Genomic DNA, 25,016 nt, shown 5'->3' on the forward strand with positions numbered 1-25,016 from the left:
CCGGTAGTCCTCCGCATCCACGTCATACCCGGACGGCTCCCAGCGGATCGCCAGCAGCTACGCCAGGCCGATAAACGGCGCCAGCGCAATCACCCAGAACACGGCGGTATCCAGCGAGGCGACCAGCAGCGGGAATAGAAACAGCGACAGCGTGGAACTGCTGCGCATCAGCGTCTGGTTGAGGCCCACGCCCACGCCGCGCAGCGAGGTCGGGTAGCTCAGCGAGGCAAACGTCATGGTATGCGCGCCCGGGCCGAAGCCCTGACCGAAAAGGAAAAGCGCCAGCATGGCTACGGCAAGCACGCCTTCAGAGGCACCTTCCGGTCGGCCAATCAGCGCCAGGCCAAGCAATGCGACAAGCTGGCAGGCATAACCCGCAAGCGACATCCGCCAGGCGCCGAAGCGTGGTACGTAGCGTACCGCCAGCAGTCCGCCGACGAAGGCAAACAGCAGGTTAAGCGCCAGAGAAATGAGAATGGTGGTGAGCATCGACTGGACAAAGAAGCTGGAGATGATCACCGGCAGGCCAAACGCCACGGCGTTGTAGGCAAACGACGAGACGACGGACAGCAGAGTGGCGAGCGTCGTGCGGCGCAAGTAGATGCCGCGGAACAGGTTCAGATAATTTGACCATTTCGCTTTATTCACGACAGGTGCGGGCTGGCCGAGCGCGTCCTGCGGCACGTGGGCATTGATGTTATACGACTGGCGTAAAATCGACGCCGCCTCTTTCAGGTTGCCCTGATTCGCCGCCCAGACCGGAGATTCGCTCATATAGCGGCTGCGGATGGCGATAATCACCAGCGCGGGCACCGCGCCAAAGCCGAGAATCAAACGCCACAGCCAGTCGCTGTGGCTCTCCGGCAGCACGGCGTAGAAGAAAAGCACCAGCAGGTAGGAGATGCTGATGGCGGCATACCAGGTGGGGCACCACATCGCGACGCTGGAGGCCTTATTTCCGGGCCCTTTCAGCCTGGCGAACTCGCTTAAAAACGCCATCGCCACGGGAAGGTCGATCCCGACCCCCAGCCCCATCACAAAGCGGGCGCCCGCGAGCACATATTCGTTCGGGGCCAGCGCACAGGCGATCGCTGCCACCACGAAGAACACCATATCAGCCATAAAAACGCGGTAGCGCCCGATTTTATCCGTGAGGTAACCGCCGAGCAGCGCCCCGACAATGGCACCAAAGGTAATCGCCGAGGCCACCATACCGGTACCGGCGGGTGTCAGGTTAAATTCGCGGGTGATGTCTTTAATGCCGAACGCCAGCGCGCCCAGATCGTAGGCATCGAGGAAAATACCGCCCAGCGCGATACTGACCACGATACGGGCGTTTGCCCGGCCCTGAGAGCCGTCATTAACGAGGCGTGATACGTCCGACGCGCTGCGCACCCACTGGATGTCGCCATCCGGGGTGCTTCCTGCCGTTGAAAGGGGAGTTGATTCTGTGATTTCAGCCATTTTCTTCTTGTGTGGTTGTGTTGTGTCCCTAACAGTTACCACAGGCAGAAGGTGACCAAAATCACATTTGGCTATAAGGCATAACTAACCCTTCGGAGCGTCTTTTTTCTTTCTCTTGAGCTTCGTCCAGATTTTGGTCTCCTGACGACGCCACAGGCGCTGAATATTGTCGTGATGACGCAGCAGGATAAGACAGGAGAGCATCGACACCGGGAAGGTGAACTGGGGTTTGAACCACCAGACGTAGAACGGGGCGATCAGCGCGCTGACGATGGCGCCCAGCGACGAGTAGCCGCTCAGAAGAATGGTCAGAAGCCAGGTCCCGGCCATGACGCCGGTGAGATCCCAGCCGATAGGCGCAATGGCGCCAAAGGCGGTCGCAACGCCTTTTCCGCCTTTAAAGCCGAAGAATACGGGCCAGATGTGGCCGACGCAGGCGGCAATAGCAATGAGCCCCAGCCAGAACGGCGTAACGCCCAGCGCATAGGCGCCCCAGACGGGCAGCATCCCTTTCAGAACATCAAAAATCAAAACCGCTACGGCCGCTCCCTTGCCGCCAATTCGTAGTACGTTGGTCGCCCCCGGATTCCCGGAACCATTTTCACGCGGGTCAGGTAACCCGGCAATGCGGCAGACCAGAATGGCGCTGGAGATTGAGCCGCAAAGATAGGCGAGGAGGATCATTCCAGGCGCGATTGCACTCATAACGCTGTTCCGTTTTGAAAATGTATCTGTATTCTCAGCATCTGTGGATAATACGCATAATTCGCCGGAAGTGGTATCCGGTTTAGCCAAAAAGCAGGCAGGTCGTGATGGATATTGTATTTATAGAGCAACTTTCGGTAATCACCACAATTGGTGTTTACGACTGGGAACAGACCATCGAGCAGAAGCTGGTGTTCGATATCGAAATGGGATGGGATAACCGCAAATCGGCAAAAAGCGATGACGTGAACGACTGTCTGAGCTATGCCGACATCAGTGAAACGGTCATCGCCCACGTTGAAGGGCAACGTTTTGCGCTGGTCGAACGGGTGGCGGAAGAAGTCGCAGAATTGCTGTTGAAAAAATTCAATTCACCGTGGGTGCGCATCAAGCTGAGCAAGCCGGGAGCGGTGGCGCGCGCCGCCAACGTTGGCGTCATTATTGAGCGTGGCACAAATCTGAAAGGCAAGAATTAACGTCATAATTGCTAAACCATTTTAGGTTATACCGGTCTTAAAGCTGTATCTTTCACGGTAGCCGTTGGGGCGACCGTTTTTTTATATCTTTTTTAGGGGTTTATAGATGAGCGATATGCACTCGCTGCTGGTGGCGGCAATACTGGGTGTGGTCGAAGGATTGACGGAGTTTTTGCCGGTCTCCAGTACGGGCCATATGATTATCGTTGGCCATCTGCTGGGCTTTGAAGGCGATACCGCAAAAACGTTTGAAGTGGTGATCCAGCTGGGGTCTATTCTGGCGGTGGTCGTAATGTTCTGGCGTCGCCTGTTTGGCCTGATCGGCATCCATTTTGGCCGTCCGCCTCAGCACGAGGGGGCCAGTAAAGGTCGTCTGTCACTGATCCATATTCTGCTTGGGATGATCCCTGCGGTGGTGCTGGGCCTGGTGTTCCACGACGCCATCAAATCGCTGTTTAACCCGATTAACGTAATGTACGCGCTGGTGGTGGGGGGCTTCCTGCTGATCGCCGCGGAAGTGCTGAAGCCAAAAACGCCGCGGGCGGAAGGTCTGGACGATATGACGTATCGTCAGGCGTTTATCATTGGTTGCTTCCAGTGTCTGGCGCTGTGGCCGGGCTTCTCGCGTTCAGGCGCAACCATCTCCGGCGGGATGCTGATGGGCGTAAGCCGTTACGCCGCGTCAGAGTTCTCGTTCCTGCTGGCGGTGCCGATGATGATGGGCGCCACCGTACTCGACGTCTATAAGAGCTATCACTTCCTGACGGCTGGCGACATTCCGATGTTCGCCGTCGGCTTCATCACCGCGTTTATCGTGGCGCTGATTGCCATTAAAACCTTCCTGCAGCTGATTAAGCGTATCTCGTTTATTCCGTTCGCGATCTATCGCTTTATCGTGGCGGCTGCGGTGTACGTGGTCTTCTTCTGACCGATGGCCCTCAGTCTTTCGGCTGAGGGCAATGCTTTTCCTTCCAGTCCGACACCGCCTGAATTCGCCGTTTCGTGAGCTCTTCGCGAATTTCCGGCCCTTTGAATCCCGCTTCGACAACGTCCTTCGTGGGCACCGCTTTCGCTACGTCCCAGGCTTTGCGCAGTAAGCGTCCCTGCGGGTAATCGCACGCTTCAAACCCGGTACGACCGCGCACGTCAGCTTCGCTGGTGAGCGCGATTTGCTCGACGCGATGGGGTTTGCGCCAGGCGTCGATGTTATCGAAAAGCTTAACGATGGTGGCCGGTTTCAGAATAGGGAAGGTGTGGATCAGATCGTGGAACTCGGCCACCAGTTTCGCCAGATCGCGGATCTCGTTCGGCACGCGCAGACGCTGGCACAGCCCCTCGACCAGCTTCACCCCCGCCGGGCCGTGCCCGTGGTGGCGAGGCCAGAATTCTTTTGGCGTTAAGCCTTTGCCGAGATCGTGGCACAGGGTGGAAAAGCGCACGTCCACGTCAGGGCTGAGCATGGCCGCCATGCTCAGGGTCATCAGCGTGTGTACGCCGGTATCAATTTCCGGGTGCCATTTTGCCGGGGCAGGCACGCCAAACAGCGCGTCTATTTCCGGGAACAGCACCTTCAGCGCGCCGCAGTCGCGCAGGACCTGGAAAAAGACCTGCGGGTTGCGCGTGGTGAGGGCATTTTCCGTCTCTTTCCAGACGCGCTCTGGCGTCAGGTGTTCAAGCTCGCCCGCCTCTGTCATGGCGGTCATCAGCGCCATTGTCTCATCGGCAATACGGAAACTGAGATGGGCGTAACGCGCGGCAAAGCGCGCCACGCGCAGCACGCGGAGCGGATCTTCAGAAAACGCCGGGGAGACGTGGCGTAAAAGGCGGTTGCGCAGATCGTCCTGACCGCCATAGGCGTCAACGATCTGCCCGTCCTCGTCCTGCGCCAGCGCGTTGATGGTGAGATCGCGGCGCAGGAGATCTTGCTCCAGCGTCACGTCCGGCGCGGCATAGCAGGTGAAGCCCGTATAGCCCGAGCCCGATTTCCGCTCGGTACGCGCCAGGGCATACTCTTCACGGCTTTTCGGGTGCAGGAACACGGGAAAATCGCGGCCTACCTGCTGGTAGCCCGCGTCGAGCATCTCTTCAGGGGTAGCGCCAACCACCACCCAGTCTTTATCTTTGACCGGCAGACCTAACAACGCATCACGTACCGCACCACCGACCAGATAACTCTTCACGCCCAACTCTCCCGTTTTCTCTTTTCCAGAATGATACGTAAGTCTGGCAGAGAAGACGAATTAGTTCATCCAGCGGTCTTTACGCTTGCGGCTTGGGATCAGATGCGGCAGCACCAGACCCAACACCAGACCCACGCCCAGCACGCCGCCGCCATACATAAACCACTGCATGATGATGGTGCGCTGTTTGTCGTCGAGCTGCAGATTAGCGGCATTCACTTTCTTCTGCGCGACAATCAGCTCGTTTTTCAGTTTCTGGTTCTCTTCTTTCAGACCGTTAATCACCCCGTCGCTTTGCGCCACTTTCTGCTGCATTTCAGCGGTGCGCTGGTTCCAGGTGCCGTCGATGTTGTTCAGCTTATCGGTCAGGGTCTTCACCTGGTTTTCCAGATCGGGAACGCGCGTGCGCAGGCTTGGCACGGTGCTCAGCTCTTTCAGCGGGATCCAGGACGTACGGCCGGTACTGTCGCGAACCTGACCGTAATTGGTGTCCGCGTTGGTCTGTAACAGGGTAACTTCCTCGCCGGCATTCACCGTGCCCACGAGGCGATAATTATCTCCGGGGCCACTGCGTACCCAGGTGTTCAGTTCGTCAGAAACGTAACGCTTCTCTTCAGCGTGCACTGCGGTTGCGGCGCTAAAAGCGAGTAAAGTAAGTCCAATCAGGCGTAATTTAAGCATCATTAGTCGTTATTTTCATAAATAGTGGAACGATAGTAGTGGCAACAGTGTCTCTACGCAAAGCATTCGTCAGCAATCAGAATCATCTGTGTCACGACTCTACAGATTTACACCCGACAAATTGCTCATTGCATGGCAATTTGGCGCAAAATACTATGTACTGACAAACAAATGGCGAGGAAGTTCGCCCTCATTGACGCGTCTGTGACGCACGCAAAAGTACAAGGCTATGGCACAAGAAATCGAATTAAAGTTTATCGTCGAAAAAGACAGCGTTGACGCACTCCGCCAGCATCTGCATACGCTTTCCGGCGAACACCATGCACCGGTACAACTGCTTAATATCTATTACGAAACGCCAGACAACTGGCTGCGCCGCCACGATATGGGGCTGCGCATCCGCGGCGCGAGCGGGCGCTACGAGATGACGATGAAAATTGCCGGCCGCGTGGTCGGCGGTTTACATCAGCGCCCGGAATACAATATCGACATCAGCAAGCCAGAACTTGAGCTGGAACGTTTCCCGACGGAAGTCTGGCCAGATGGCGAGCTGCCTTCCACGCTGGCGGAACAGGTGCAGCCGCTGTTCAGCACTGATTTCTGGCGCGAAAAATGGCTGGTGACGGAAGGCAAAAGCCGCATCGAAATCGCCCTCGATCTTGGCGACGTGAAGGCGGGTGAGTGCCAGGAGCCGATTTGTGAACTCGAGCTTGAGCTGCTGGAAGGGGACGCGAATGACGTGCTGAAGCTGGCGCGCAGGCTGGTGAACCAGTCCGGACTGCGTCAGGGAAGCCTGAGTAAAGCCGCGCGGGGTTACCATCTGGCCGCCGGAAATGCGCCGCGCGTGCTAAAAGAGACGACCATCCTGCACGTTGCGCCGAAGGCCAGCGTTGAGCAGGGTCTGGAAGCCGCGCTGGAGCTGGCGCTTTCTCGGTGGCAGTACCATGAAGAGCTGTGGGTGCGAAATGTGAAAAATGCGAAATCCCACGTGCTGGCGGCGATTGCCCTGGTACGCCATACCCTGACGCTGTTCGGCGGTATTGTTCCTCGCAAAGCGAGCGCTCACTTACGTGATCTGCTGACGCAAACCGAAACGCTGATGCTCTCCGACGTATCGGCGCAAACGGCGATCTACAGCCCGCAAGCCGCTTCGGCAAAACTGGCGCTGACCGAGTTTCTGGTGACGCGCGGCTGGCGCGCCTTCCTGGATGCGAAAGCGGAGGCCAAAATCGCGGAAAACTTTAAGCGTTTCGCGGATATTCATCTTTCCCGTCATGCCGCCGAGCTGAAGACCACCTTTGCGTATCCGCTCGGCGACCAGTATGGCGATCAGCTTCCCCGTCTGTCGCGCAACATCGACAGCATGCTGCTGCTTTCCGGCGCTTATGACGGCGTTAAAACCCAGGCCTGGCTGGAAAACTGGCAGGGGCTGAAGCATGCCATTGAAACCCGCCAGCATATTGAGATTGAGCATTTCCGTAATGAGGCCATTTCGCAGGAGCCGTTCTGGCTGCACAGCGGAAAACGTTAACTCTGGCAAGGAACCCCTATAATGCCGCTTTCTTCACCGTTACAGCAGCAGTGGCAGACCGTTTGCGAACGTCTGCCTGAGTCATTACCGGCGTCATCGTTAAGCGAGCAGGCGAAGAGCGTGCTCGCCTTCAGTGATTTTGTGCAGGAAAGCATCACCGCCAACCCGGACTGGCTGGCGGAGCTTGAGAACGCGCCGCCGCAGGCGGACGAGTGGCGGCATTACGCCGGCTGGCTGCAAACCGCACTCGAAGACGTTGCGGATGAAGCCACGCTGATGCGCGTCCTGCGCCAGTTCCGCCGTCGGGTGATGGTGCGCATTGCCTGGGCTCAGGCGCTGGAGCTGGTGAGCGAAGAGAGCACGCTGCAGCAGCTAAGCGAGCTGGCGCAAACGCTGATTGTCGCCGCGCGCGACTGGCTCTACGCCGCCTGCTGTAAAGAGTGGGGCACGCCGTGCAGCGAGGAAGGGGTTCCTCAGCCGCTGTTGATTCTGGGGATGGGCAAGCTGGGCGGCTGCGAGCTGAACTTCTCCTCCGACATCGACCTGATTTTTGCCTGGCCCGAGAACGGCTCCACGCGCGGTGGCCGTCGCGAGCTGGACAACGCCCAGTTCTTTACCCGTCTCGGTCAGCGTCTGATTAAGGCGCTGGATCAGCCGACGCAGGACGGTTTTGTTTACCGCGTGGACATGCGCCTGCGCCCGTTTGGCGACAGCGGACCGCTGGTGCTGAGCTTTGCCGCGCTGGAGGATTACTACCAGGAGCAGGGGCGCGACTGGGAGCGCTATGCGATGGTTAAAGCGCGGATCATGGGCGACAGCGACGACGCTTACGCCAACGAGCTGCGCGCCATGCTGCGCCCGTTCGTGTTCCGTCGCTATATCGACTTCAGCGTGATCCAGTCCCTGCGTAATATGAAAGGGATGATCGCCCGTGAGGTGCGCCGTCGCGGGCTGAAAGACAACATCAAGCTCGGCGCGGGCGGCATCCGCGAAATCGAATTTATCGTCCAGGTCTTCCAGCTTATTCGCGGTGGCCGTGAGCCGTCCCTGCAGTCCCGCTCGCTGTTACCGACGCTGAGCGCCATCGAGCAGCTGCACCTGCTGCCGGACGGCGACGCGCAAACCCTGCGCGAGGCCTATCTTTTCCTGCGCCGTCTGGAAAACCTGCTGCAAAGCATCAACGACGAACAGACCCAGACCCTGCCGGGCGATGACCTTAACCGGGCGCGCCTGGCCTGGGGCATGCGCGTGGACGACTGGGCGGCGTTAACCGAACGGCTGGACGCTCACATGGCGGGCGTGCGCCGCATCTTTAACGAGCTGATCGGTGATGACGAAAGTGAATCACCGGACGATGCCCTTTCCGAGCACTGGCGCGAGCTGTGGCAGGACGCGCTCCAGGAAGATGACACCACGCCGGTGCTGACGCACTTAACCGACGACGCCCGCCATCGCGTGGTGGCGCTGATCGCGGATTTCCGTCTTGAGCTGAACAAACGCGCCATCGGCCCGCGCGGCCGTCAGGTGCTGGATCACCTGATGCCGCACCTGCTGAGCGAGGTCTGCTCGCGGGCGGACGCGCCGGTGCCGCTGTCGCGCATGATGCCGCTGCTGAGCGGGATCATCACGCGTACCACCTATCTGGAACTCCTGAGCGAGTTTCCGGGGGCACTGAAGCACCTGATTACGCTCTGCGCCGCGTCGCCGATGGTGGCCAACAAGCTCGCGCGTTACCCGCTGCTGCTGGATGAGCTGCTCGACCCGAACACGCTGTATCAGCCAACGGCGACGGATGCCTACCGGGACGAGCTGCGTCAGTATCTGCTGCGCGTGCCGGAAGAGGACGAAGAGCAACAGCTGGAGGCGCTGCGCCAGTTTAAGCAGGCGCAGATGCTGCGCGTGGCGGCGGCTGACATCGCCGGAACGCTGCCGGTGATGAAAGTGAGCGATCACTTAACCTGGCTTGCTGAGGCGATCATCGACGCGGTGGTCCATCAGGCGTGGGTGCAGATGGTGGCGCGCTACGGCCAGCCGAAACACCTGGCCGAACGTGAAGGACGCGGCTTTGCGGTCGTGGGGTACGGCAAGCTTGGCGGCTGGGAGCTGGGCTATAGCTCCGATCTGGATTTAATCTTCCTGCACGACTGCCCGGTTGACGTAATGACCGACGGCGAGCGTGAAATTGACGGGCGCCAGTTCTACCTTCGCCTGGCGCAGCGCATTATGCATCTTTTCAGCACCCGCACCTCGTCGGGCATTCTGTATGAAGTGGATGCCCGTCTGCGTCCGTCCGGCGCGGCGGGCATGCTGGTGACCTCGACGGAATCCTTCGCCGATTACCAGAAGAATGAAGCCTGGACGTGGGAGCATCAGGCGCTGGTGCGCGCTCGCGTGGTGTATGGCGATCCGCAGCTCAAAACGCAGTTTGACGTCATCCGTAAGGACGTTATGACCACCGTGCGTGATGGCAGCACGCTGCAAACTGAAGTGCGCGAAATGCGCGAGAAAATGCGCGCGCATCTCGGCAATAAACACCGCGATCGCTTTGATATTAAAGCCGACGAGGGCGGGATTACCGATATTGAGTTCATTACCCAGTATCTGGTGCTGCTGCACGCCCACGACAAGCCGAAGCTGACGCGCTGGTCCGATAACGTGCGCATTCTGGAGCTGCTGGCGCAAAATGACATCATGGACGAGCAGGAGGCGCAGGCTTTAACCCGCGCCTACACGACGCTTCGCGATGAGCTTCATCACCTGGCGCTGCAGGAGCAGCCGGGGCACGTGGCTCTGGACTGTTTTGCTCATGAACGTGCTCAGGTAACGGCCAGCTGGCAGAAGTGGCTGGTGGAACCGTGCGTAACAAATCAAGTGTGATATTATCGCGCGCAAATTGTGAATCTTTCTGGAGTCAGGAATGAAAGTAACACTGCCAGAGTTTGAACGTGCTGGGGTAATGGTTGTTGGGGATGTGATGCTGGATCGCTACTGGTATGGGCCTACCAGCCGCATCTCTCCGGAAGCACCGGTACCGGTGGTTAAGGTCGACACCATTGAAGAGCGTCCCGGCGGCGCGGCAAACGTGGCGATGAACATTGCCTCTCTGGGCGCGCAGTCGCGTCTGGTGGGCCTGACCGGCATCGACGATGCGGCGCGCGCGCTGAGCAAGTCGCTGGCGGACGTGAACGTGAAGTGCGACTTCGTTTCTGTTCCGACCCACCCAACGATTACGAAACTGCGCGTGCTGTCGCGCAACCAGCAGCTGATCCGCCTCGACTTTGAAGAAGGGTTCGAAGGCGTTGATCCTGAGCCGCTGCACGAGCGTATCAACCAGGCGCTGGGCAATATTGGCGCGCTGGTGCTGTCCGACTACGCCAAAGGCGCGCTGGCGAGCGTGCAAACGATGATTCAGCTGGCGCGTAAAGCCAGCGTGCCGGTGCTGATCGACCCGAAAGGGACCGATTTTGAGCGCTATCGCGGCGCGACGCTGCTGACGCCAAACCTCTCCGAGTTTGAAGCGGTGGCGGGTAAGTGCAAAACCGAGGACGAACTGGTTGAGCGCGGCATGAAGATCATTGCCGATTTCGAGCTGTCCGCGCTGCTGGTGACCCGCTCCGAGCAGGGGATGACGCTGCTGCAGCCGGGCAAAGCGCCGCTGCATATGCCAACCCAGGCGCAGGAAGTGTACGACGTGACCGGTGCCGGTGATACGGTGATCGGCGTGCTGGCGGCGACGCTGGCAGCAGGAAACTCGCTGGAAGAGGCGTGCTACTTCGCTAACGCCGCGGCGGGCGTGGTCGTCGGTAAACTCGGTACCTCAACCGTTTCGCCAATCGAGCTGGAAAACGCGGTGCGCGGTCGTGCGGATACCGGTTTTGGCGTCATGACCGAAGACGAGCTGAAGGTGGCCGTTGCCGCCGCGCGCAAGCGTGGTGAAAAAGTGGTGATGACCAACGGCGTGTTCGACATTCTGCACGCGGGCCACGTTTCGTATCTGGCGAACGCGCGCAAGCTGGGCGATCGCCTGATTGTGGCGGTTAACAGCGATGCATCGACGAAACGCCTGAAGGGCGAAACGCGTCCGGTGAACCCGCTCGAGCAGCGCATGATTGTGCTCGGCGCGCTGGAAGCGGTGGACTGGGTGGTGTCGTTTGAAGAAGATACCCCGCAGCGCCTGATAGCCGGTATTCTGCCGGACCTGCTGGTAAAAGGTGGGGATTACAAGCCGGAGCAAATCGCGGGTAGCGAAGAGGTCTGGGCCAACGGCGGCGAGGTGATGGTGCTCAACTTTGAGGACGGGTGCTCAACCACCAACATCATCAAGAAGATCCAGAAAGACAGTCAGTAAAAAAAACGGGCCAGCTGGCCCGTTTTTTTCTCCCTCTCCCTGTGGGAGAGGGCTGGGGTGAGGGCATCAGGCCGCACTTACTCCTGGTCATCCACCGGTGGAATGGCCGGTGCCGGCTTCACTTCTTCCGGCGCATTGCGGTTTTCCAGCTCGCTCAGACGCTGTTCCAGCAGCGCCAGCTTCTCGCGGGTGCGCAGCAGAACCTGGGTCTGCACGTCAAACTCTTCGCGGCTGACTAAATCAAGGCGAACCAACTGCGCCTGGAGCGTCTGGCGGATTTTCTTTTCTACGTCATCACCAAATTCACGAATGCCTTTTGGCATAGATTCATGAACCTGACGCGCGATCTGCTCAATTTTTTTCGGGTCAATCATTGGCGTTTCCCTTGATGGAAAAGTGTTAGTGTCCATTGTAGCGCGTCATGCCCGGGGTAAACAAAATTGTTTGATGCTTATGCATTGCCCAGGATAATCAATAGCGTTATAGTTATCTCGCTTATTCTCAGGGCGGGGCGAAATTCCCCACCGGCGGTAAATCAGCGTGACGCTGAAAGCCCGCGAGCGCTTTGGGTGAAAACTCAAAGGTCAGCAGATCCGGTGTAATTCCGGGGCCGACGGTTAGAGTCCGGATGGGAGAGAGTAACGATCAAGTCGGGCATGGGCCCGCTCACGTTATCTTTTTGCCGCTTATACGGCGCTCCTAAGACTGCCCTGATTCTGGTAACCATAATGTTAATGAGGTTTTTTTACCATGAATCAGACGCTACTTTCCTCTTTTGGCACTTCAACTCAACGTGTTGAACATGCACTGGATGCACTGCGCGAAGGCCGCGGTGTGATGGTGCTTGACGATGAAAACCGTGAAAACGAAGGCGACATGATTTTCGCCGCCGAAAATATGACCGTTGAACAGATGGCGCTGACCATCCGTCACGGCAGCGGCATCGTATGCCTGTGTATTACCGAAGATCGTCGTAAGCAGCTCGATCTGCCGATGATGGTCGAAAACAACACCAGCGCCTTTGGTACCGGTTTTACCGTGACCATTGAAGCGGCGCATGGCGTGACCACCGGTGTGTCTGCGGCTGACCGTCTGACCACCGTACGTGCAGCGATTGCTGATGGTGCGAAGCCATCCGATCTGCACCGTCCAGGCCACGTCTTCCCACTGCGTGCGCAGGCGGGCGGCGTGTTGACCCGCGGTGGTCACACCGAAGCGACGATCGACCTGGTGACGCTGGCTGGCTTCAAACCTGCCGGTGTGCTGTGCGAACTGACCAACGATGACGGCACCATGGCGCGCGCGCCGGAATGCATTACCTTTGCCCGCCTGCACAACATGCCGGTGGTCACGATTGAAGATCTGGTTGAGTATCGCCAGGCGCACGAGCGCAAAGCCAGCTGAAAATAAAAACGCCGGGATATCCCGGCGTTTTTTTACCCGATTCCTGCGGTCTGCAGGAGAACCAGACTTAATCCCATCACCGACATTCCACACAGCACGCCATAGCTGGGGTTGTTGTTAGGATCGATTTCCTTCGCCAGCGGCATCAGTTCATCCACCGAAAGCGCAACCATGATCCCGGCTACCGCGGCCATAATCGCCGCCATCACTACCGGAGAGACCAGGCTACCAAGGATCAGCCAGGCCAGTACGCCGCCAAGGATTTCGGCCATCCCGGAAATGCCCGCCCAGAACACCGCGGTGCGTTTCGATCCCGTTGCGGCATACACGGGTCCGGCGACGGCCAGTCCTTCAGGAATATTGTGTAAGGCGACCGCCAGCGCGATGCCAAAGCCCATCTCAAGATTGCTGCTGGCCGTCACGTAGGTAGCGACCCCTTCCGGGAAGTTGTGCAGGCTGATGCCAAGCGTTAACAGCACGGCGGTACGCTTGATATTGCGCGGCATGGGCGTCACGTTTTTCTGCATTAAATCCTGCGGATGCGCGTGCGGTAGCATCCGATCGAGGGCAAAGTATCCCAGCAGGCCAAAGACAAACATGCCGTAGCCCAGCAGCGGAGACATGCCTTCCGTGCCCAGCGCGGCAGGCAGCATCTCCATCAGGGAGATGAGCAGCATGATCCCGGCAGCAAAGCCCAGTGAAAAGGCCAGTACGCGGTTAGAGGGCTTTTGGCCGAGCACGCCGAGGAGCGCACCGATGAAGGTCGCGGCGCCCGCCAGTATGGTCAGGATCAGGGGGACTGACATGCATTGCTCCTTATGATAATCATTCTCATTAATATAAATGATTCATTTCTGGCAAAGCGAGGGTGAAAACCCGGCTTTACACATTCCTTACATTCAAATTTCCTGATGATGATCTTCACGCTTATCTGCGTTCATCTTTGCCGGATTGCGCGTAATGTAGCACCATTAAATTGACACCTTCTGTAAGGATATCACCATGACTTCTTCCCGTATGCCAGCCCTGTTTTTAGGTCACGGTAGCCCTATGAACGTTCTGGAAGACAACGTCTATACCCGCGCCTGGCGTCATCTTGGCGAGACGTTGCCGCGTCCGAAAGCGATCGTGGTGGTGTCTGCACACTGGTTTACCCGTGGGACCGGCGTGACCGCCATGGAAGCGCCAAAAACCATTCATGATTTTGGCGGCTTCCCGCAGGCGCTGTACGACACGCATTATCCGGCCCCCGGCTCGCCTGAGCTGGCGCAAAAGCTGGTAGAGTTGCTGGCACCTGTCCCTGTGACGCTGGATAAAGAAGCCTGGGGCTTTGACCATGGCTCCTGGGGCGTGCTGATTAAAATGTATCCTGACGCGGATATCCCGATGGTGCAGTTGAGCATCGACAGCACTAAACCGGCGGCCTGGCATCTGGAGGTGGGGCGCAAGCTGGCAACCCTGCGTGATGAAGGCATCATGCTGGTGGCGAGCGGCAACGTGGTGCATAACCTGCGTACCGCACGCTGGCACGGTGAGAACACGCCGTACCCGTGGGCAACCTCTTTTAACGACTACGTCAAAGCGAACCTGACCTGGCAAGGCCCGGCTGAGGAGCATCCGCTGGTGAACTATCTGGATCATGATGGCGGTTCGCTCTCTAACCCGACGCCGGAACACTTCCTGCCGCTGCTGTACGTGCTTGGCGCGTGGGATGGTCAGGAGCCGGTTACGATCCCGGTCGACGGTATTGAGATGGGGAGTCTGAGTATGCTGTCGGTGCAGATTGGGTAATAAAAGCAAAACGGCAACCTCAGGTTGCCGTTTTCAGTGTTTGCACCCTCTCCCTGTGGGAGAGGGGCAGGGTGAGGGCATCAGGCCGCGGCCTATTCGACAAAAATGTGCGGATAAAACCGTGACAGATCCTGCGTGATCAGCGCGCGATCTTCGCGAATGCCAATCCCGGCCGGTTGATCGTTGATGAGCCAGCTGCCAATCAGGGTATAACTGTCGCCAAATTTCGGCAGTTGATAGAACTCCTGGACGATCATCCCTTCTTCGCCGTACGGCCCTTCAACCGCTTCCAGCGTCTTGCCGTTTTCGATAATCGAGACGTTTGCGCCTTCGCGGGAGAAGATCGGCTTAACAACGTATTTTTCCATTTGCGGGTAATCATCTTCCGCAAAATAGGCTGGCAGCAGGTTCGGGTGGTTCGGGAACATCTCCCAGAGCATCGGCAGCAGGGCTTTGTTAGAGATGATGCTCTTCCAGGCCGGCTCCAGCCAGCGTACGCCAGCATCTTCCAGCTTGGTGGAGAACATCTCGCGCAGCATGTATTCCCACGGGTAGAGCTTGAACAGGTTGCTTATCACCTGGTCCTGCATATCCGTAAACTGACCTTTTTCACCCAAGCCGATATCCTCGATATAGAGGAACTCGGTCGCCACTTCCGCTTCGGCGGCGCAGTCCTGCAGATATTGAACCGTGCCACGGTCTTCTTCCGTGTCGCGGCAGCAGGCGAGATGGAGCAGGTTAAAGCCATGCTGTTCACGCAGCTCGGCAAAACGCTCAATCAGCTTTTCCTGCAGGCTGTTAAACTGGTCGCTGCCTTCCGGCAGGTTTCCGGCATTGGCCTGGTCTTCCAGCCAGATCCACTGGAAGAACGCCGCTTCATACAGAGAGGTTGGCGTATCGGCGTTGTTTTCCAGAAGCTTCGGTTCACCTTTGCCGTCCCACGCCAGATCCAGGCGAGAGTAAAGCGAAGGCTGATTCGTTTTCCACGACTGGCGCACAAAGCCCCATGTGTGCTTCGGAATGCGGAACTTTGCCATCAGCTCGTCGCTGTCGATGACCTTTTCCACGACCTTCAGGCACATCTGGTGCAGCTCGGCCGTCACCTCTTCCAGTTTTTCCACCTGAGCCAGCGTGAGCTTGTAATAGGCGTCTTCACACCAGTACGGCTCGCCGTACATGGTGTGGAAGTTAAAACCGTACTCGGTGGCTTTTTCGCGCCAGTCCGGGCGCTCGGTGATACTGACTCGTTCCATGATCAGCCGCCCATTGAGCGAGTAGAGGAGGTGCCTGTCGCACTACGCTGCATGCTGGTCTGCTTCGCCACAGATTCACCAAACCCGCCGCGGGTGATGGTGCTGGTGGTCGCAGGCTTCGGCGCCATCGCCGTTTTCGGAACGTTCACGGTGCGGCCAGGGGTCGCTGCGCCGTAGCCTTTGCCGCTGGCATCGGTATATTGACCGTAAGCCGGGCTGGCCGGGTTTTTCGAGCTAAACAGCGGCTGCTGCTGGTAGCCCGCACCGCCGCCCATCAGACGACCCATCATGTAGCCTGCCATCAGCGGCATCCAGAAGCTGCCGCTGGACTGAGCCTGCGCCTGATTTTCAGGTGCGGTGCCTGCCTGAGCCGGTGCCTGCTGGCACTGACCTTCACCAAACTCCGCCACGCAGTCTTCGCGTGAGGCATATTTCGGCGCAGTACGTTCCGCTTCTTTCAGAGCGCTGGTGTAAGCCGTTTTACATTCGGCGGCTTTGCCGGTTGCGGCGGAGCAGTCGTCTGCGTTTTGATACAGCGAAACCGTTTCGTCATTTTTCTCACAGCCTGCCAGCATAAAGACAGCCGTGACCGCCAGCGCAACAGGGGTGAGGTGACGCGCGTTCCAGCTCTTGCGGAACGAAGCGTGATTTATGGATTTTGTCCGTTTCATGTTTGTCTTCCAGGACCCAGTGGTAATAACGCTCAGGATAGAGGATGAGTGGTTGAAAATGAAGCGAAGAGGGGCGGAATCAGGGGGATCTTTACGTTGGCTTACGTTCGGATGTGATTCAGATGCGCCCCTTTCCCTGTGGGAGAGGGGCGGGGTGGAGGGCATCAGGCCGCAGTGGGCCTGATAACACTCTTAGTTACGGAACGGATTATTGCCTTTGCTGGCGGATGTAGTGGTACGCGCAGCGGCCGGCTGTGCCGCAGGGGTGCTACTGTTAGCGTTGAAGTTATCAACCGCGGCAACCTGCTCCGGGTTCTCCGGCGCAACGCTGTCCGGAGAGGTGGAGACCGGTTTGCCCAGCGCGCTGTTCAGCATCTGCAGGTCTTGCTCGTTCAGCGTACCCAAAGCCTGTTTGATGTTCAGCTGGTTAATCAGGTACTGGTAACGCGCGCTTGAGAGCTGCTGTTTCGCGTTGTACAGCGTGGTGGTCGCGTCGAGCACGTCCACGATAGTACGTGTACCGACCGAGTAGCCCGCTTCCATCGCATCCAGAGAGCTCTGCGCAGACACAACGGCCTGTTTATAGGCGTTGATGCTGCTGATCGAGGCGTTCACGTTGTTGAAGGAGGAACGTACGGTCTGCACCACGTTGCGGTGGGCGCTTTCCAGCTGCTCGCTCGCGCCAACAAAGTTGTACTGCGCCTGTTTCACCTGAGAGTTGACCTGACCGCCCTGATACAGTGGCAGGGAGAAGCTCAGACCCACTTTATTCTGACCCATATTGCTGTCGTCATACTGGGACGTATTGGTTTTAGAGCCGCTATAGGACGTATCAGAGACACCGGTAGACGCGCTCAGGCTCAGGGTTGGCAGATGGCCGTCCTGCGCCTGACGAATTTGCTCGCGGGCCAGGTCCTGGCTCAGACGCGCCTGCAGCAAACTCAGGTTGCGGTTTTCCGCCTCTTTCAGCAGGGCGTTAACGGCCTGCGGTTTATCCGTTTTAAAGCTGTCCACGTTCAGCGACGCCAGCTCAGGATAGTAATTCCCGGTGACCTGACGCAGGGATTCCAGCGCGTTGTCGAGGTTGTTACGCGCGGTCACTTCGTTAGCCAGCACGGTATCGTACTGTGAACGGGCGTTCTGCACGTCGGTGATCGCGACCAGGCCCACGTTGAAACGCTGGGTGGTTTGATCTAACTGGCGGTAAATCGCCTGTTTCTGCGCTTCGGTGTAGGAGAGCGCGTCAATCGCGCTCAGCACGTTGAAGTACGCCGTGGCGGTGTTCAGGATCAGCGTCTGCTGGTCGGTCTGATAGGTCACATCCTGAATACCCGCACTCTTTTCCTGCAGGGTCAGGGCGCGCCATTTGGACATATCAAACAGCGTCTGTGTCAATTGCAGTGAGGCGCTGGTAGCATTGGAGTTTACGCCGTTAGCGTCGCGGAAACCGTTGCTGTAGGTATAATCTGCACCTAAACCTAACTGTGGCAGCAAGGGGCTACGCGCTTCGTTAATCTTTTCAAACGCAGCATCACGATCGGCCGCTGATTTACGTAAATCAGGGTTGCCCAGACGTGCCTGCTGGTAGACCTGTAACAGGTTTTCCGCCTGGCTCATTGCACTGAAGCCCGTCAGGCTCAGGCCGATAAGGATGGGGAGCAATTTCTTCATTTGCATTCCTTGTTGTGAAGCAGTATTAGCGCTGATCTAATTAAAAAATAATTGCCGATTCTAACAGAATCTTCCATACCAAAAGGTTGGCGTAACGTGCCATCTGGCGGTAATTTGCACCAATCTACCATATAGCCTTACAAACGGCAGCCAAACAGCCTTGAAATTCACAATTTCATCACCATTGCTACCAGGACTCGACTCATGCAGAAACCAGAAAAGTTGCCCGTGACATTCGCCAAAAACGATGTAGAAATTATTGCACGAGAAACGCTTTATAGCGGTTTTTTTTCAATGGATCTTTACCGTTTCAGGCATCGCCTGTTTAACGGGGAAATGAGCGGCGAAATCAGACGCGAAATTTTTGAGCGCGGGCATGCGGCAGTCTTGCTACCCTTTGACCCAGTGCGTGACGAAGTTGTGCTGGTGGAGCAGATCCGCATCGCCGCTTATGACGTCAGTGAGAGCCCGTGGCTGCTGGAGATGGTGGCCGGGATGATCGAAGAAGGTGAGTCTGTTGAAGACGTCGCCCGTCGCGAGGCGCTGGAAGAGGCCGGACTGGTGGTGGGCCGTACAAAACCGGTGCTGAGCTATCTGGCAAGCCCGGGCGGTACCAGCGAGCGCTTGTCCATAATGGTGGGCGAAGTGGACGCCACGACGGCGGAAGGGATCCACGGTCTGGCAGATGAAAACGAAGATATTCGGGTTCATGTGGTGAGCCGGGAACAGGCTTATCAGTGGGTAGAAGAGGGGAAAATCGACAACGCAGCGTCTGTCATCGCCCTGCAATGGCTGCAGCTGCATTATCAGACATTACGAAACGAGTGGAAAAAATGAAGCGCTATACACCTGACTTCCCAGAAATGATGCGCCTGTGCGAAACCAATTTCGCACAGTTGCGCCGCCTGCTGCCGCGAAACGACGCACCCGGCGAAACGGTAAGCTATCAGGTGAGCAACGCGCAGTATCGGTTAACGATAACAGAATCAACGCGCTACACTACGCTGGTGGAGATTGAGCAAACGGCACCCAGCATTAGCTACTGGAGCCTGCCGTCGATGACGGTGCGTCTCTATCACGACGCGATGGTCGCTGAAGTGTGTTCAAGCCAGCAGATCTTTCGCTTCAAGGCGCGGTATGATTACCCGAATAAAAAGTTGCATCAACGCGACGAAAAGCATCAAATTAACCAGTTTTTAGCCGACTGGCTAAGATATTGTTTAGCACATGGAGCAATGGCGATTCCGGTTTGTTAGCGTCATAAACCTACCTAAGGACACCATTTGGAAAGCCTGTTGAACCTGACTGTTGCTGGTGGGGCGCCAGTCAGGATATTACAAATCACCGATACCCACCTTTTTGCCGAAAAGCATGAAACGCTACTGGGGGTCAACACCTGGGAGAGTTATCAGGCGGTACTTAGCGCCATTCACGCTGAAAACCGTGCATGCGATCTGATTGTCGCAACGGGCGATCTGGCGCAGGATCAGTCCTCCGCGGCCTACCAGCATTTTGCTGAAGGCATCGCGAGCTTTAGCGTGCCTTGCGTCTGGCTGCCAGGAAACCATGACTTCCAGCCCGCCATGTACAGCTCTCTTCAGGATGCGGGAATTTCTCCGGCGAAATGTGTTTTTGCGGGTGAACAGTGGCAGATCCTGCTGCTCGATAGCCAGGTGTTTGGCGTCCCGCACGGTGAGTTAAGCGAGTTTCAGCTCGACTGGCTTGAGACCAAACTGGCTGCTGAACCTGAACGTCACACGCTGCTGTTGCTTCATCATCATCCTCTGCCGGCGGGCTGCAGCTGGCTCGATCAGCACAGCCTGCGCAACTCCGCGGCGCTGGATCGCGTGCTGGCGAAGTTCCCGCGGGTGAAAAATCTGCTGTGTGGACATATTCATCAGGAACAGGATCTCGACTGGAACGGGCGCCGCATGCTGGCGACGCCGTCGACCTGCGTTCAGTTTAAGCCGCACTGCGCCAACTTTACGCTGGATACCATCGCGCCAGGCTGGCGCTGGCTGGAACTGCATGCCGACGGCACGCTGACCACGGAAGTCTGCCGTTTGACCGGTGCAAAATTCCGCCCGGATACCGCTTCAGAAGGCTATTGATGTCTACGCTCCTTTATCTGCACGGATTCAACAGCTCGCCGCGCTCCGCAAAAGCGACACAGTTTCGCCAGTGGCTGAGCGAGCATCACCCCGACGTTGAGATGATTATCCCGCAGCTGCCGCCTTACCCGGCAGAGGCCGCGGAGATGCTGGAATCTATTGTGCTTGCGCACGGCGGCGAAACCTTCGGTGTGGTCGGTTCATCGCTGGGCGGGTACTACGCTACCTGGCTCTCACAATGCTTCATGCTGCCCGCCGTTGTGGTTAATCCGGCGGTACGGCCATTTGAGCTGCTGAGGGACTTTCTTGGCGAAAACGAGAACCCCTACACCGGCCAGCAATATGTGCTAGAGTCACGCCATATTTACGATCTCAAAGTTATGCAGGTCGACCCGCTTGAGGCACCGGATCTCATCTGGCTGCTGCAACAGACGGGTGATGAAGTGCTGGATTACCGCCAGGCAGTGGCGTATTACGCCTCCTGCCGCCAGACTATAGAAGAGGGCGGAAACCATGCTTTCACGGGCTTTGAGAATCATTTCACCCAGATTGTCGATTTTCTTGGACTGCACAGCCACTGACAATCAATGCGAATTGCTAGTTTAAATCATGACGCAAACCTATAACGCTGATGCCATTGAGGTCCTCACCGGGCTTGAGCCGGTTCGCCGCCGCCCGGGGATGTACACCGATACGACGCGCCCAAACCATCTGGGCCAGGAAGTTATTGATAACAGTGTGGACGAAGCGCTGGCGGGCCATGCCAAACGCGTTGACGTCATTCTGCACGCCGATCAGTCGCTGGAAGTCATCGACGACGGGCGCGGCATGCCGGTGGATATCCATCCGGAAGAGGGCGTGCCTGCCGTTGAGCTGATCCTCTGTCGTCTGCATGCGGGCGGTAAGTTTTCCAACAAGAACTACCAGTTCTCCGGTGGTCTGCACGGCGTGGGCATTTCCGTGGTGAACGCTCTGTCCAAACGCGTGGAAGTGAACGTCCGCCGCGACGGCCAGGTCTATAACATCGCGTTTGAAAACGGCGATAAGGTGCAAGATCTGCAGGTTGTCGGCACGTGCGGCAAACGCAACACCGGCACCAGCGTCCACTTCTGGCCTGACGAAAGCTTCTTCGACAGCCCGCGTTTTTCCGTTTCTCGCCTGACGCACCTGCTGAAAGCCAAAGCGGTGCTGTGTCCGGGCGTGGAAATCACCTTTACCGATCACGTTAACAATACCGCACAAACCTGGTGCTACGCCGACGGTCTGAACGACTACCTGTGCGAAGCGGTAAACGGACTGCCGACGCTGCCGGAAAAACCGTTTGTCGGTAACTTTAGCGGCGATACCGAAGCCGTGGACTGGGCGCTGCTGTGGCTGCCGGAAGGCGGCGAGCTGCTGACCGAAAGCTACGTCAACCTGATCCCAACCATGCTCGGCGGTACGCACGTCAACGGCCTGCGTCAGGGGCTGCTGGACGCGATGCGTGAGTTCTGCGAATACCGCAACATCCTGCCGCGCGGCGTGAAGCTGTCGGCGGAAGATATCTGGGATCGCTGCGCCTACGTGCTCTCCGTGAAGATGCAGGATCCGCAGTTTGCCGGTCAGACCAAAGAGCGCCTGTCGTCACGTCAGTGCGCGGCGTTCGTCTCCGGCGTGGTGAAAGATGCGTTTACCCTGTGGCTGAACCAGAACGTTCAGGCGGCAGAGATGCTGGCCGAAATGGCCATTTCCAGCGCCCAGCGTCGTTTGCGTGCCGCGAAGAAAGTTGTGCGTAAAAAGCTGACCAGCGGCCCTGCGCTGCCGGGCAAGCTGGCGGACTGTACCGCGCAGGATCTCAACCGTACCGAGCTGTTCCTCGTGGAAGGGGACTCGGCGGGCGGATCGGCCAAGCAGGCGCGCGATCGTGAATATCAGGCGATCATGCCGCTCAAGGGTAAGATCCTGAATACCTGGGAAGTCTCTTCTGATGAAGTGCTGGCCTCGCAGGAAGTGCACGATATTTCGGTGGCGATCGGCATCGATCCGGACAGCGACGATCTGAGCCAGCTGCGCTACGGCAAGATCTGTATCCTCGCGGATGCGGACTCCGATGGTCTGCACATCGCCACGCTGCTGTGCGCGCTGTTCGTGAAGCACTTCAAAACGCTGGTGAAAAACGGTCACGTCCACGTGGCGCTGCCGCCGCTGTACCGTATCGACCTCGGTAAAGAGGTTTACTACGCGCTGACGGAAGAAGAGAAAGCGGGCGTGCTGGAACAGCTGAAGCGCAAGAAGGGCAAACCGAACGTGCAGCGCTTTAAAGGGCTGGGCGAGATGAACCCGATGCAGCTTCGCGAAACGACGCTGGATCCGAACACGCGCCGTCTGGTGCAGCTGACGATCAGCGACGAAGACGAGCAGCAAACCAACGCCATGATGGATATGCTCCTTGCCAAGAAACGTTCGGAAGACCGACGTAACTGGCTGCAGGAGAAAGGCGATATGGCGGATATTGAGGCCTGATGCCCTCACCCTAACCCTCTCCCACAGGGAGAGGGAATGGTTCGTAGGCCCGGTAAGCGTTAGCGCCACCGGGCTTTTTTACATCAAAACTCCATCTTCACCGTAAGCTGCACTTCGCGCGGATCGCCAATCTGGTTGCCCAGGTTGTTGGTCGCAATGGACGACGTGTAGTAGGTCTTATCAAACAGATTTTTCACGTTCACCTGCAGCGTCACCGGATACTGTAGCTTCATTTTGTACGCCGCAAACGCATCCGCCACGAAATAGCCCGGGAGATAATAATCCGCACCGTTAGTTGCTGAGCGACGGCTTACGCCGTGCCCGCCGCCGCCCAGCGTCAGGGTATTGCCGGCAAACGCATTGTGAATATCGTAGGTCAGGAACAGGGAGCCGGTATGGCGCGGCACGTTCGGCAGCGGTTTGCCCGCATAGTCCGGGTCTTCCAGCACCTTCGCGTCGGTATAGCCGTAGCTGGCGATAATGTTGGTGTTCTCGGTCAGCGACCCGGCGAGATCCACCTCCACGCCCTGAGAGCGCACGCGGCCCGCGGTTTTGGCGACGGTTTCATCACCAATGCTTTCGGTGTACAGCACGTTGCGCTTGTGGATATCAAACAGCGCGATGTTGGCGGTAATGCCGTCGAACAGGTCGAATTTAGCGCCAATTTCATACGCATTTGACGTTTCCGGCGGCAGGTCGCCAATGTAGCTCGCAATGGACGACTGCGGCATAAACGTCTGGGAATAGTTGGCAAACAGCGAGACCGCCGGGGTGAGCTTATAAACAAGACCCAGCTTTGGCGTCCACTGGTCGTCGCGGCTGTCGGTGTTCACGTTAAACGGACGGCCTTTGCCCGCGTACTGGGTGTAATACTGATAGCGCATTCCGGCGACGGCGATCCACTTATCGGTCAGGTACAGCGCGTCCTGCGCGTAGGCGGAGTAGCTTTCCTGCTTAATGGTTTGATCGCTGTCGGATGCCGAGACGGTGGTGCACTTGCCGAGGCTGCCGTAGCTCGGGTGGTAAATATTGAAGTCCTTAACGTTCTTACAGCGGATCATATCCGTACGCAGCAGATCGTAATTCTCATACGACACGCCGGTCAGGATCTCATTGTAAAAGCCCGCGATGTCCACGTTTCCCTGCAGATCCGCGCGCGTCGTGTGCATACGCTGGGTCGAGCCCTGGGTCGCATCCACGCGGCGGGTCAGGTTGCCGGTTTTTGAATCGTAGGCCATCACGCGGGCCTGGTTATCGCTGTACTTATCCTGGCTGTAGCTGTAGTCGAACTTCGCGGTCCACTGGCTGTTGAGGCGATACTCCGCGTTGAGCTGAGCGAGATCGGACTGGCCGTCGGTCACGTTAAACGGTTCGTCGAAGCGGGTTTTGCGATCGACGTTGACGGCCTTTTTGGTGTTGAGATCGAAGATCGTTCCGCGATCGAACGGCGTTTTATAGTCGCGATGCGAATAGAGCACGGTCACGGTGGCGTCGTCGCCGAACCAGGTCAGCGACGGGGCAATAAAGGTGCTGCGTTCGTTGCCGAAATTACGCCAGTAATCCTCGTTCTGATACTCGCCCGTCAGGCGATACGCCAGGCGCGTGCCGTCAATCGGGCCGGTAACATCAACCTGTCCGGTGCCGCCGCCAAAGCTGGACGAGGTAGCGGAAAGGGAACCGCCGAAGGTCTTCTCCGGACGTTTGGTGACGACGTTAATCAGGCCGCCCGGATCGAGAATGCCGTAGAGCGTCGAGGCCGGGCCTTTCAGCACCTCCACGCGCTCGGTTGCGGCATTAAAGCTGCGCGGCAGCACGGTGCGCAGGCCGTTGGTCATGATCGAGCCGTCGCGGTTCGCGCCAAATCCGCGGCGCACGAAGGCATCCTGCGTGCCGCCCAGGGTGTTGGTCTGCACCACGTTGCTGACGTTATAGAGCGCTTCATCCAGCGTGGTGGCATGCTGATCCGCCAGCACTTTGTCGCTGACGGTATTGACCACCTGCGGGATGTCCAGCATCGGCATGTTGGTTAACGTCGCGGTGGAGGTATTCAACGGCTGATAGCCATTCGTGGCCTCCGCCGTCGTATTTGGATCGGCGGTGACGGTAAGCGTTTCGCCGTCTTTAGTCGCGGTGTTATCTGCTGCCTGCACCAGCGGCGCCATAAACAGCAGTGAAAAGAGCGCGCGCCCTTTTACCCCAGAGAGTGAAGGTGTGAACGTAGCCATTAC

General features: G+C 57.8%; 22 protein-coding genes and 1 riboswitch. Of the genes, 12 read left to right on the forward strand and 10 right to left on the reverse strand.

Annotation, left to right across the window (positions count from 1 at the left end; all coding sequences use genetic code 11):
* Positions 1-57 precede the first annotated feature (57 nt).
* Together IM317_RS03180 and plsY are read right to left on the reverse strand one after the other, a co-directional pair.
* Positions 58-1,464, reverse strand: a complete 1,407-nt coding sequence (locus IM317_RS03180; RefSeq protein WP_049015850.1) for an MFS transporter — start codon at positions 1,462-1,464, stop codon at positions 58-60.
* An 84-nt stretch (positions 1,465-1,548) separates the two neighbouring features.
* Positions 1,549-2,169 (reverse strand): glycerol-3-phosphate 1-O-acyltransferase PlsY, encoded by a 621-nt coding sequence (gene plsY, locus IM317_RS03185; protein WP_023309216.1) that lies wholly within the window; start codon positions 2,167-2,169, stop codon positions 1,549-1,551.
* A 107-nt stretch (positions 2,170-2,276) separates the two neighbouring features.
* Here plsY and folB point away from each other — a divergent pair, with 107 nt between their 5' ends.
* Together folB and bacA are read left to right on the forward strand one after the other, a co-directional pair.
* Positions 2,277-2,645, forward strand: coding sequence for a bifunctional dihydroneopterin aldolase/7,8-dihydroneopterin epimerase (gene folB / locus IM317_RS03190; RefSeq protein WP_023333447.1), 369 nt, complete (start codon positions 2,277-2,279; stop codon positions 2,643-2,645).
* A 106-nt stretch (positions 2,646-2,751) separates the two neighbouring features.
* Positions 2,752-3,573, forward strand: a complete 822-nt coding sequence (bacA, locus tag IM317_RS03195; protein WP_033146670.1) for an undecaprenyl-diphosphate phosphatase — start codon at positions 2,752-2,754, stop codon at positions 3,571-3,573.
* Between the two features lie 10 nt (positions 3,574-3,583).
* Here the strand turns inward: bacA and IM317_RS03200 are convergent, their stop codons facing one another.
* Together IM317_RS03200 and IM317_RS03205 are read right to left on the reverse strand one after the other, a co-directional pair.
* Complete coding sequence (locus IM317_RS03200) at positions 3,584-4,825, reverse strand: multifunctional CCA addition/repair protein (protein ID WP_033147076.1); 1,242 nt, start codon at positions 4,823-4,825, stop codon at positions 3,584-3,586.
* A gap of 60 nt (positions 4,826-4,885) precedes the next feature.
* A complete protein-coding gene (locus IM317_RS03205) occupies positions 4,886-5,506 on the reverse strand; it encodes a TIGR04211 family SH3 domain-containing protein (RefSeq protein WP_024906484.1) in 621 nt (206 codons plus the stop codon).
* Positions 5,507-5,735: 229 nt separating this feature from the next.
* Between IM317_RS03205 and IM317_RS03210 the strand changes: the two genes are divergently transcribed.
* Genes IM317_RS03210 through hldE form a run of 3 tightly spaced genes read left to right on the forward strand, consistent with a single transcriptional unit; the run spans position 5,736 to position 11,385 of the window.
* Entirely contained in the window at positions 5,736-7,037 is a 1,302-nt protein-coding gene (locus tag IM317_RS03210; RefSeq protein WP_033146669.1) for an inorganic triphosphatase, read from the forward strand.
* A gap of 21 nt (positions 7,038-7,058) precedes the next feature.
* On the forward strand, positions 7,059-9,914 hold the full coding sequence (gene glnE, locus IM317_RS03215) for a bifunctional [glutamate--ammonia ligase]-adenylyl-L-tyrosine phosphorylase/[glutamate--ammonia-ligase] adenylyltransferase (protein ID WP_049015847.1): 2,856 nt from the start codon (positions 7,059-7,061) through the stop codon (positions 9,912-9,914).
* 40 nt (positions 9,915-9,954) lie between these two features.
* On the forward strand, positions 9,955-11,385 hold the full coding sequence (hldE, locus tag IM317_RS03220) for a bifunctional D-glycero-beta-D-manno-heptose-7-phosphate kinase/D-glycero-beta-D-manno-heptose 1-phosphate adenylyltransferase HldE (protein ID WP_033146667.1): 1,431 nt from the start codon (positions 9,955-9,957) through the stop codon (positions 11,383-11,385).
* Between the two features lie 77 nt (positions 11,386-11,462).
* On the opposite strand, the gene ubiK is transcribed toward hldE, so the two are convergent.
* Positions 11,463-11,759: a ubiquinone biosynthesis accessory factor UbiK gene (ubiK, locus tag IM317_RS03225; protein WP_028014454.1), complete on the reverse strand. Its 297-nt coding sequence runs from the start codon at positions 11,757-11,759 to the stop codon at positions 11,463-11,465.
* Between the two features lie 119 nt (positions 11,760-11,878).
* Positions 11,879-12,029: riboswitch (FMN riboswitch) on the forward strand.
* A 106-nt stretch (positions 12,030-12,135) separates the two neighbouring features.
* On the opposite strand from ubiK, the gene ribB reads away from it, so the two are divergent.
* Complete coding sequence (gene ribB, locus IM317_RS03230; protein ID WP_033146666.1) at positions 12,136-12,789, forward strand: 3,4-dihydroxy-2-butanone-4-phosphate synthase; 654 nt, start codon at positions 12,136-12,138, stop codon at positions 12,787-12,789.
* A gap of 32 nt (positions 12,790-12,821) precedes the next feature.
* Here ribB and zupT read toward each other — a convergent pair whose 3' ends face one another.
* Entirely contained in the window at positions 12,822-13,595 is a 774-nt protein-coding gene (zupT, locus tag IM317_RS03235) for a zinc transporter ZupT (RefSeq protein WP_033146665.1), read from the reverse strand.
* Positions 13,596-13,791: 196 nt separating this feature from the next.
* On the opposite strand from zupT, the gene ygiD reads away from it, so the two are divergent.
* A complete protein-coding gene (gene ygiD / locus IM317_RS03240; protein WP_033146664.1) occupies positions 13,792-14,580 on the forward strand; it encodes a 4,5-DOPA dioxygenase extradiol in 789 nt (262 codons plus the stop codon).
* Between the two features lie 92 nt (positions 14,581-14,672).
* On the opposite strand, the gene IM317_RS03245 is transcribed toward ygiD, so the two are convergent.
* The 3 genes from IM317_RS03245 to tolC all read right to left on the reverse strand — a co-directional run bounded on the left by IM317_RS03245 (position 14,673) and on the right by tolC (position 18,175).
* A complete protein-coding gene (locus IM317_RS03245) occupies positions 14,673-15,833 on the reverse strand; it encodes a glutathionylspermidine synthase family protein (RefSeq protein ID WP_029740694.1) in 1,161 nt (386 codons plus the stop codon).
* 2 nt (positions 15,834-15,835) lie between these two features.
* Complete coding sequence (locus IM317_RS03250; protein ID WP_029740695.1) at positions 15,836-16,504, reverse strand: DUF1190 family protein; 669 nt, start codon at positions 16,502-16,504, stop codon at positions 15,836-15,838.
* A 192-nt stretch (positions 16,505-16,696) separates the two neighbouring features.
* Positions 16,697-18,175 carry an outer membrane channel protein TolC gene (tolC, locus tag IM317_RS03255; RefSeq protein WP_033146662.1) on the reverse strand — a complete coding sequence of 493 codons (1,479 nt, stop codon included), beginning with the start codon at positions 18,173-18,175 and terminating at the stop codon, positions 16,697-16,699.
* A gap of 204 nt (positions 18,176-18,379) precedes the next feature.
* Between tolC and nudF the strand changes: the two genes are divergently transcribed.
* From nudF to parE, 5 genes are read left to right on the forward strand one after another with little or no spacing between them, the layout of a single operon-like run.
* Positions 18,380-19,012, forward strand: coding sequence for an ADP-ribose diphosphatase (gene nudF, locus IM317_RS03260; RefSeq protein WP_023333429.1), 633 nt, complete (start codon positions 18,380-18,382; stop codon positions 19,010-19,012).
* Entirely contained in the window at positions 19,009-19,431 is a 423-nt protein-coding gene (locus IM317_RS03265) for a DUF1249 family protein (RefSeq protein ID WP_003862516.1), read from the forward strand. Before nudF ends, IM317_RS03265 begins: the two co-directional genes overlap by 4 nt.
* Before the next feature lie 27 nt (positions 19,432-19,458).
* Complete coding sequence (gene cpdA, locus IM317_RS03270; protein WP_024906493.1) at positions 19,459-20,286, forward strand: 3',5'-cyclic-AMP phosphodiesterase; 828 nt, start codon at positions 19,459-19,461, stop codon at positions 20,284-20,286.
* On the forward strand, positions 20,286-20,867 hold the full coding sequence (gene yqiA, locus IM317_RS03275; protein WP_008502976.1) for an esterase YqiA: 582 nt from the start codon (positions 20,286-20,288) through the stop codon (positions 20,865-20,867). Before cpdA ends, yqiA begins: the two co-directional genes overlap by 1 nt.
* A 28-nt stretch (positions 20,868-20,895) precedes the next feature.
* Positions 20,896-22,788, forward strand: coding sequence for a DNA topoisomerase IV subunit B (parE, locus tag IM317_RS03280; protein ID WP_029740698.1), 1,893 nt, complete (start codon positions 20,896-20,898; stop codon positions 22,786-22,788).
* A gap of 83 nt (positions 22,789-22,871) precedes the next feature.
* On the opposite strand, the gene IM317_RS03285 is transcribed toward parE, so the two are convergent.
* Positions 22,872-25,013 carry a TonB-dependent siderophore receptor gene (locus IM317_RS03285; protein WP_033146661.1) on the reverse strand — a complete coding sequence of 714 codons (2,142 nt, stop codon included), beginning with the start codon at positions 25,011-25,013 and terminating at the stop codon, positions 22,872-22,874.
* Positions 25,014-25,016: the final 3 nt, after the last annotated feature.

This window comes from Enterobacter cloacae complex sp. S3, from assembly GCF_014930495.1.
GTDB lineage: Bacteria > Pseudomonadota > Gammaproteobacteria > Enterobacterales > Enterobacteriaceae > Enterobacter > Enterobacter asburiae_B.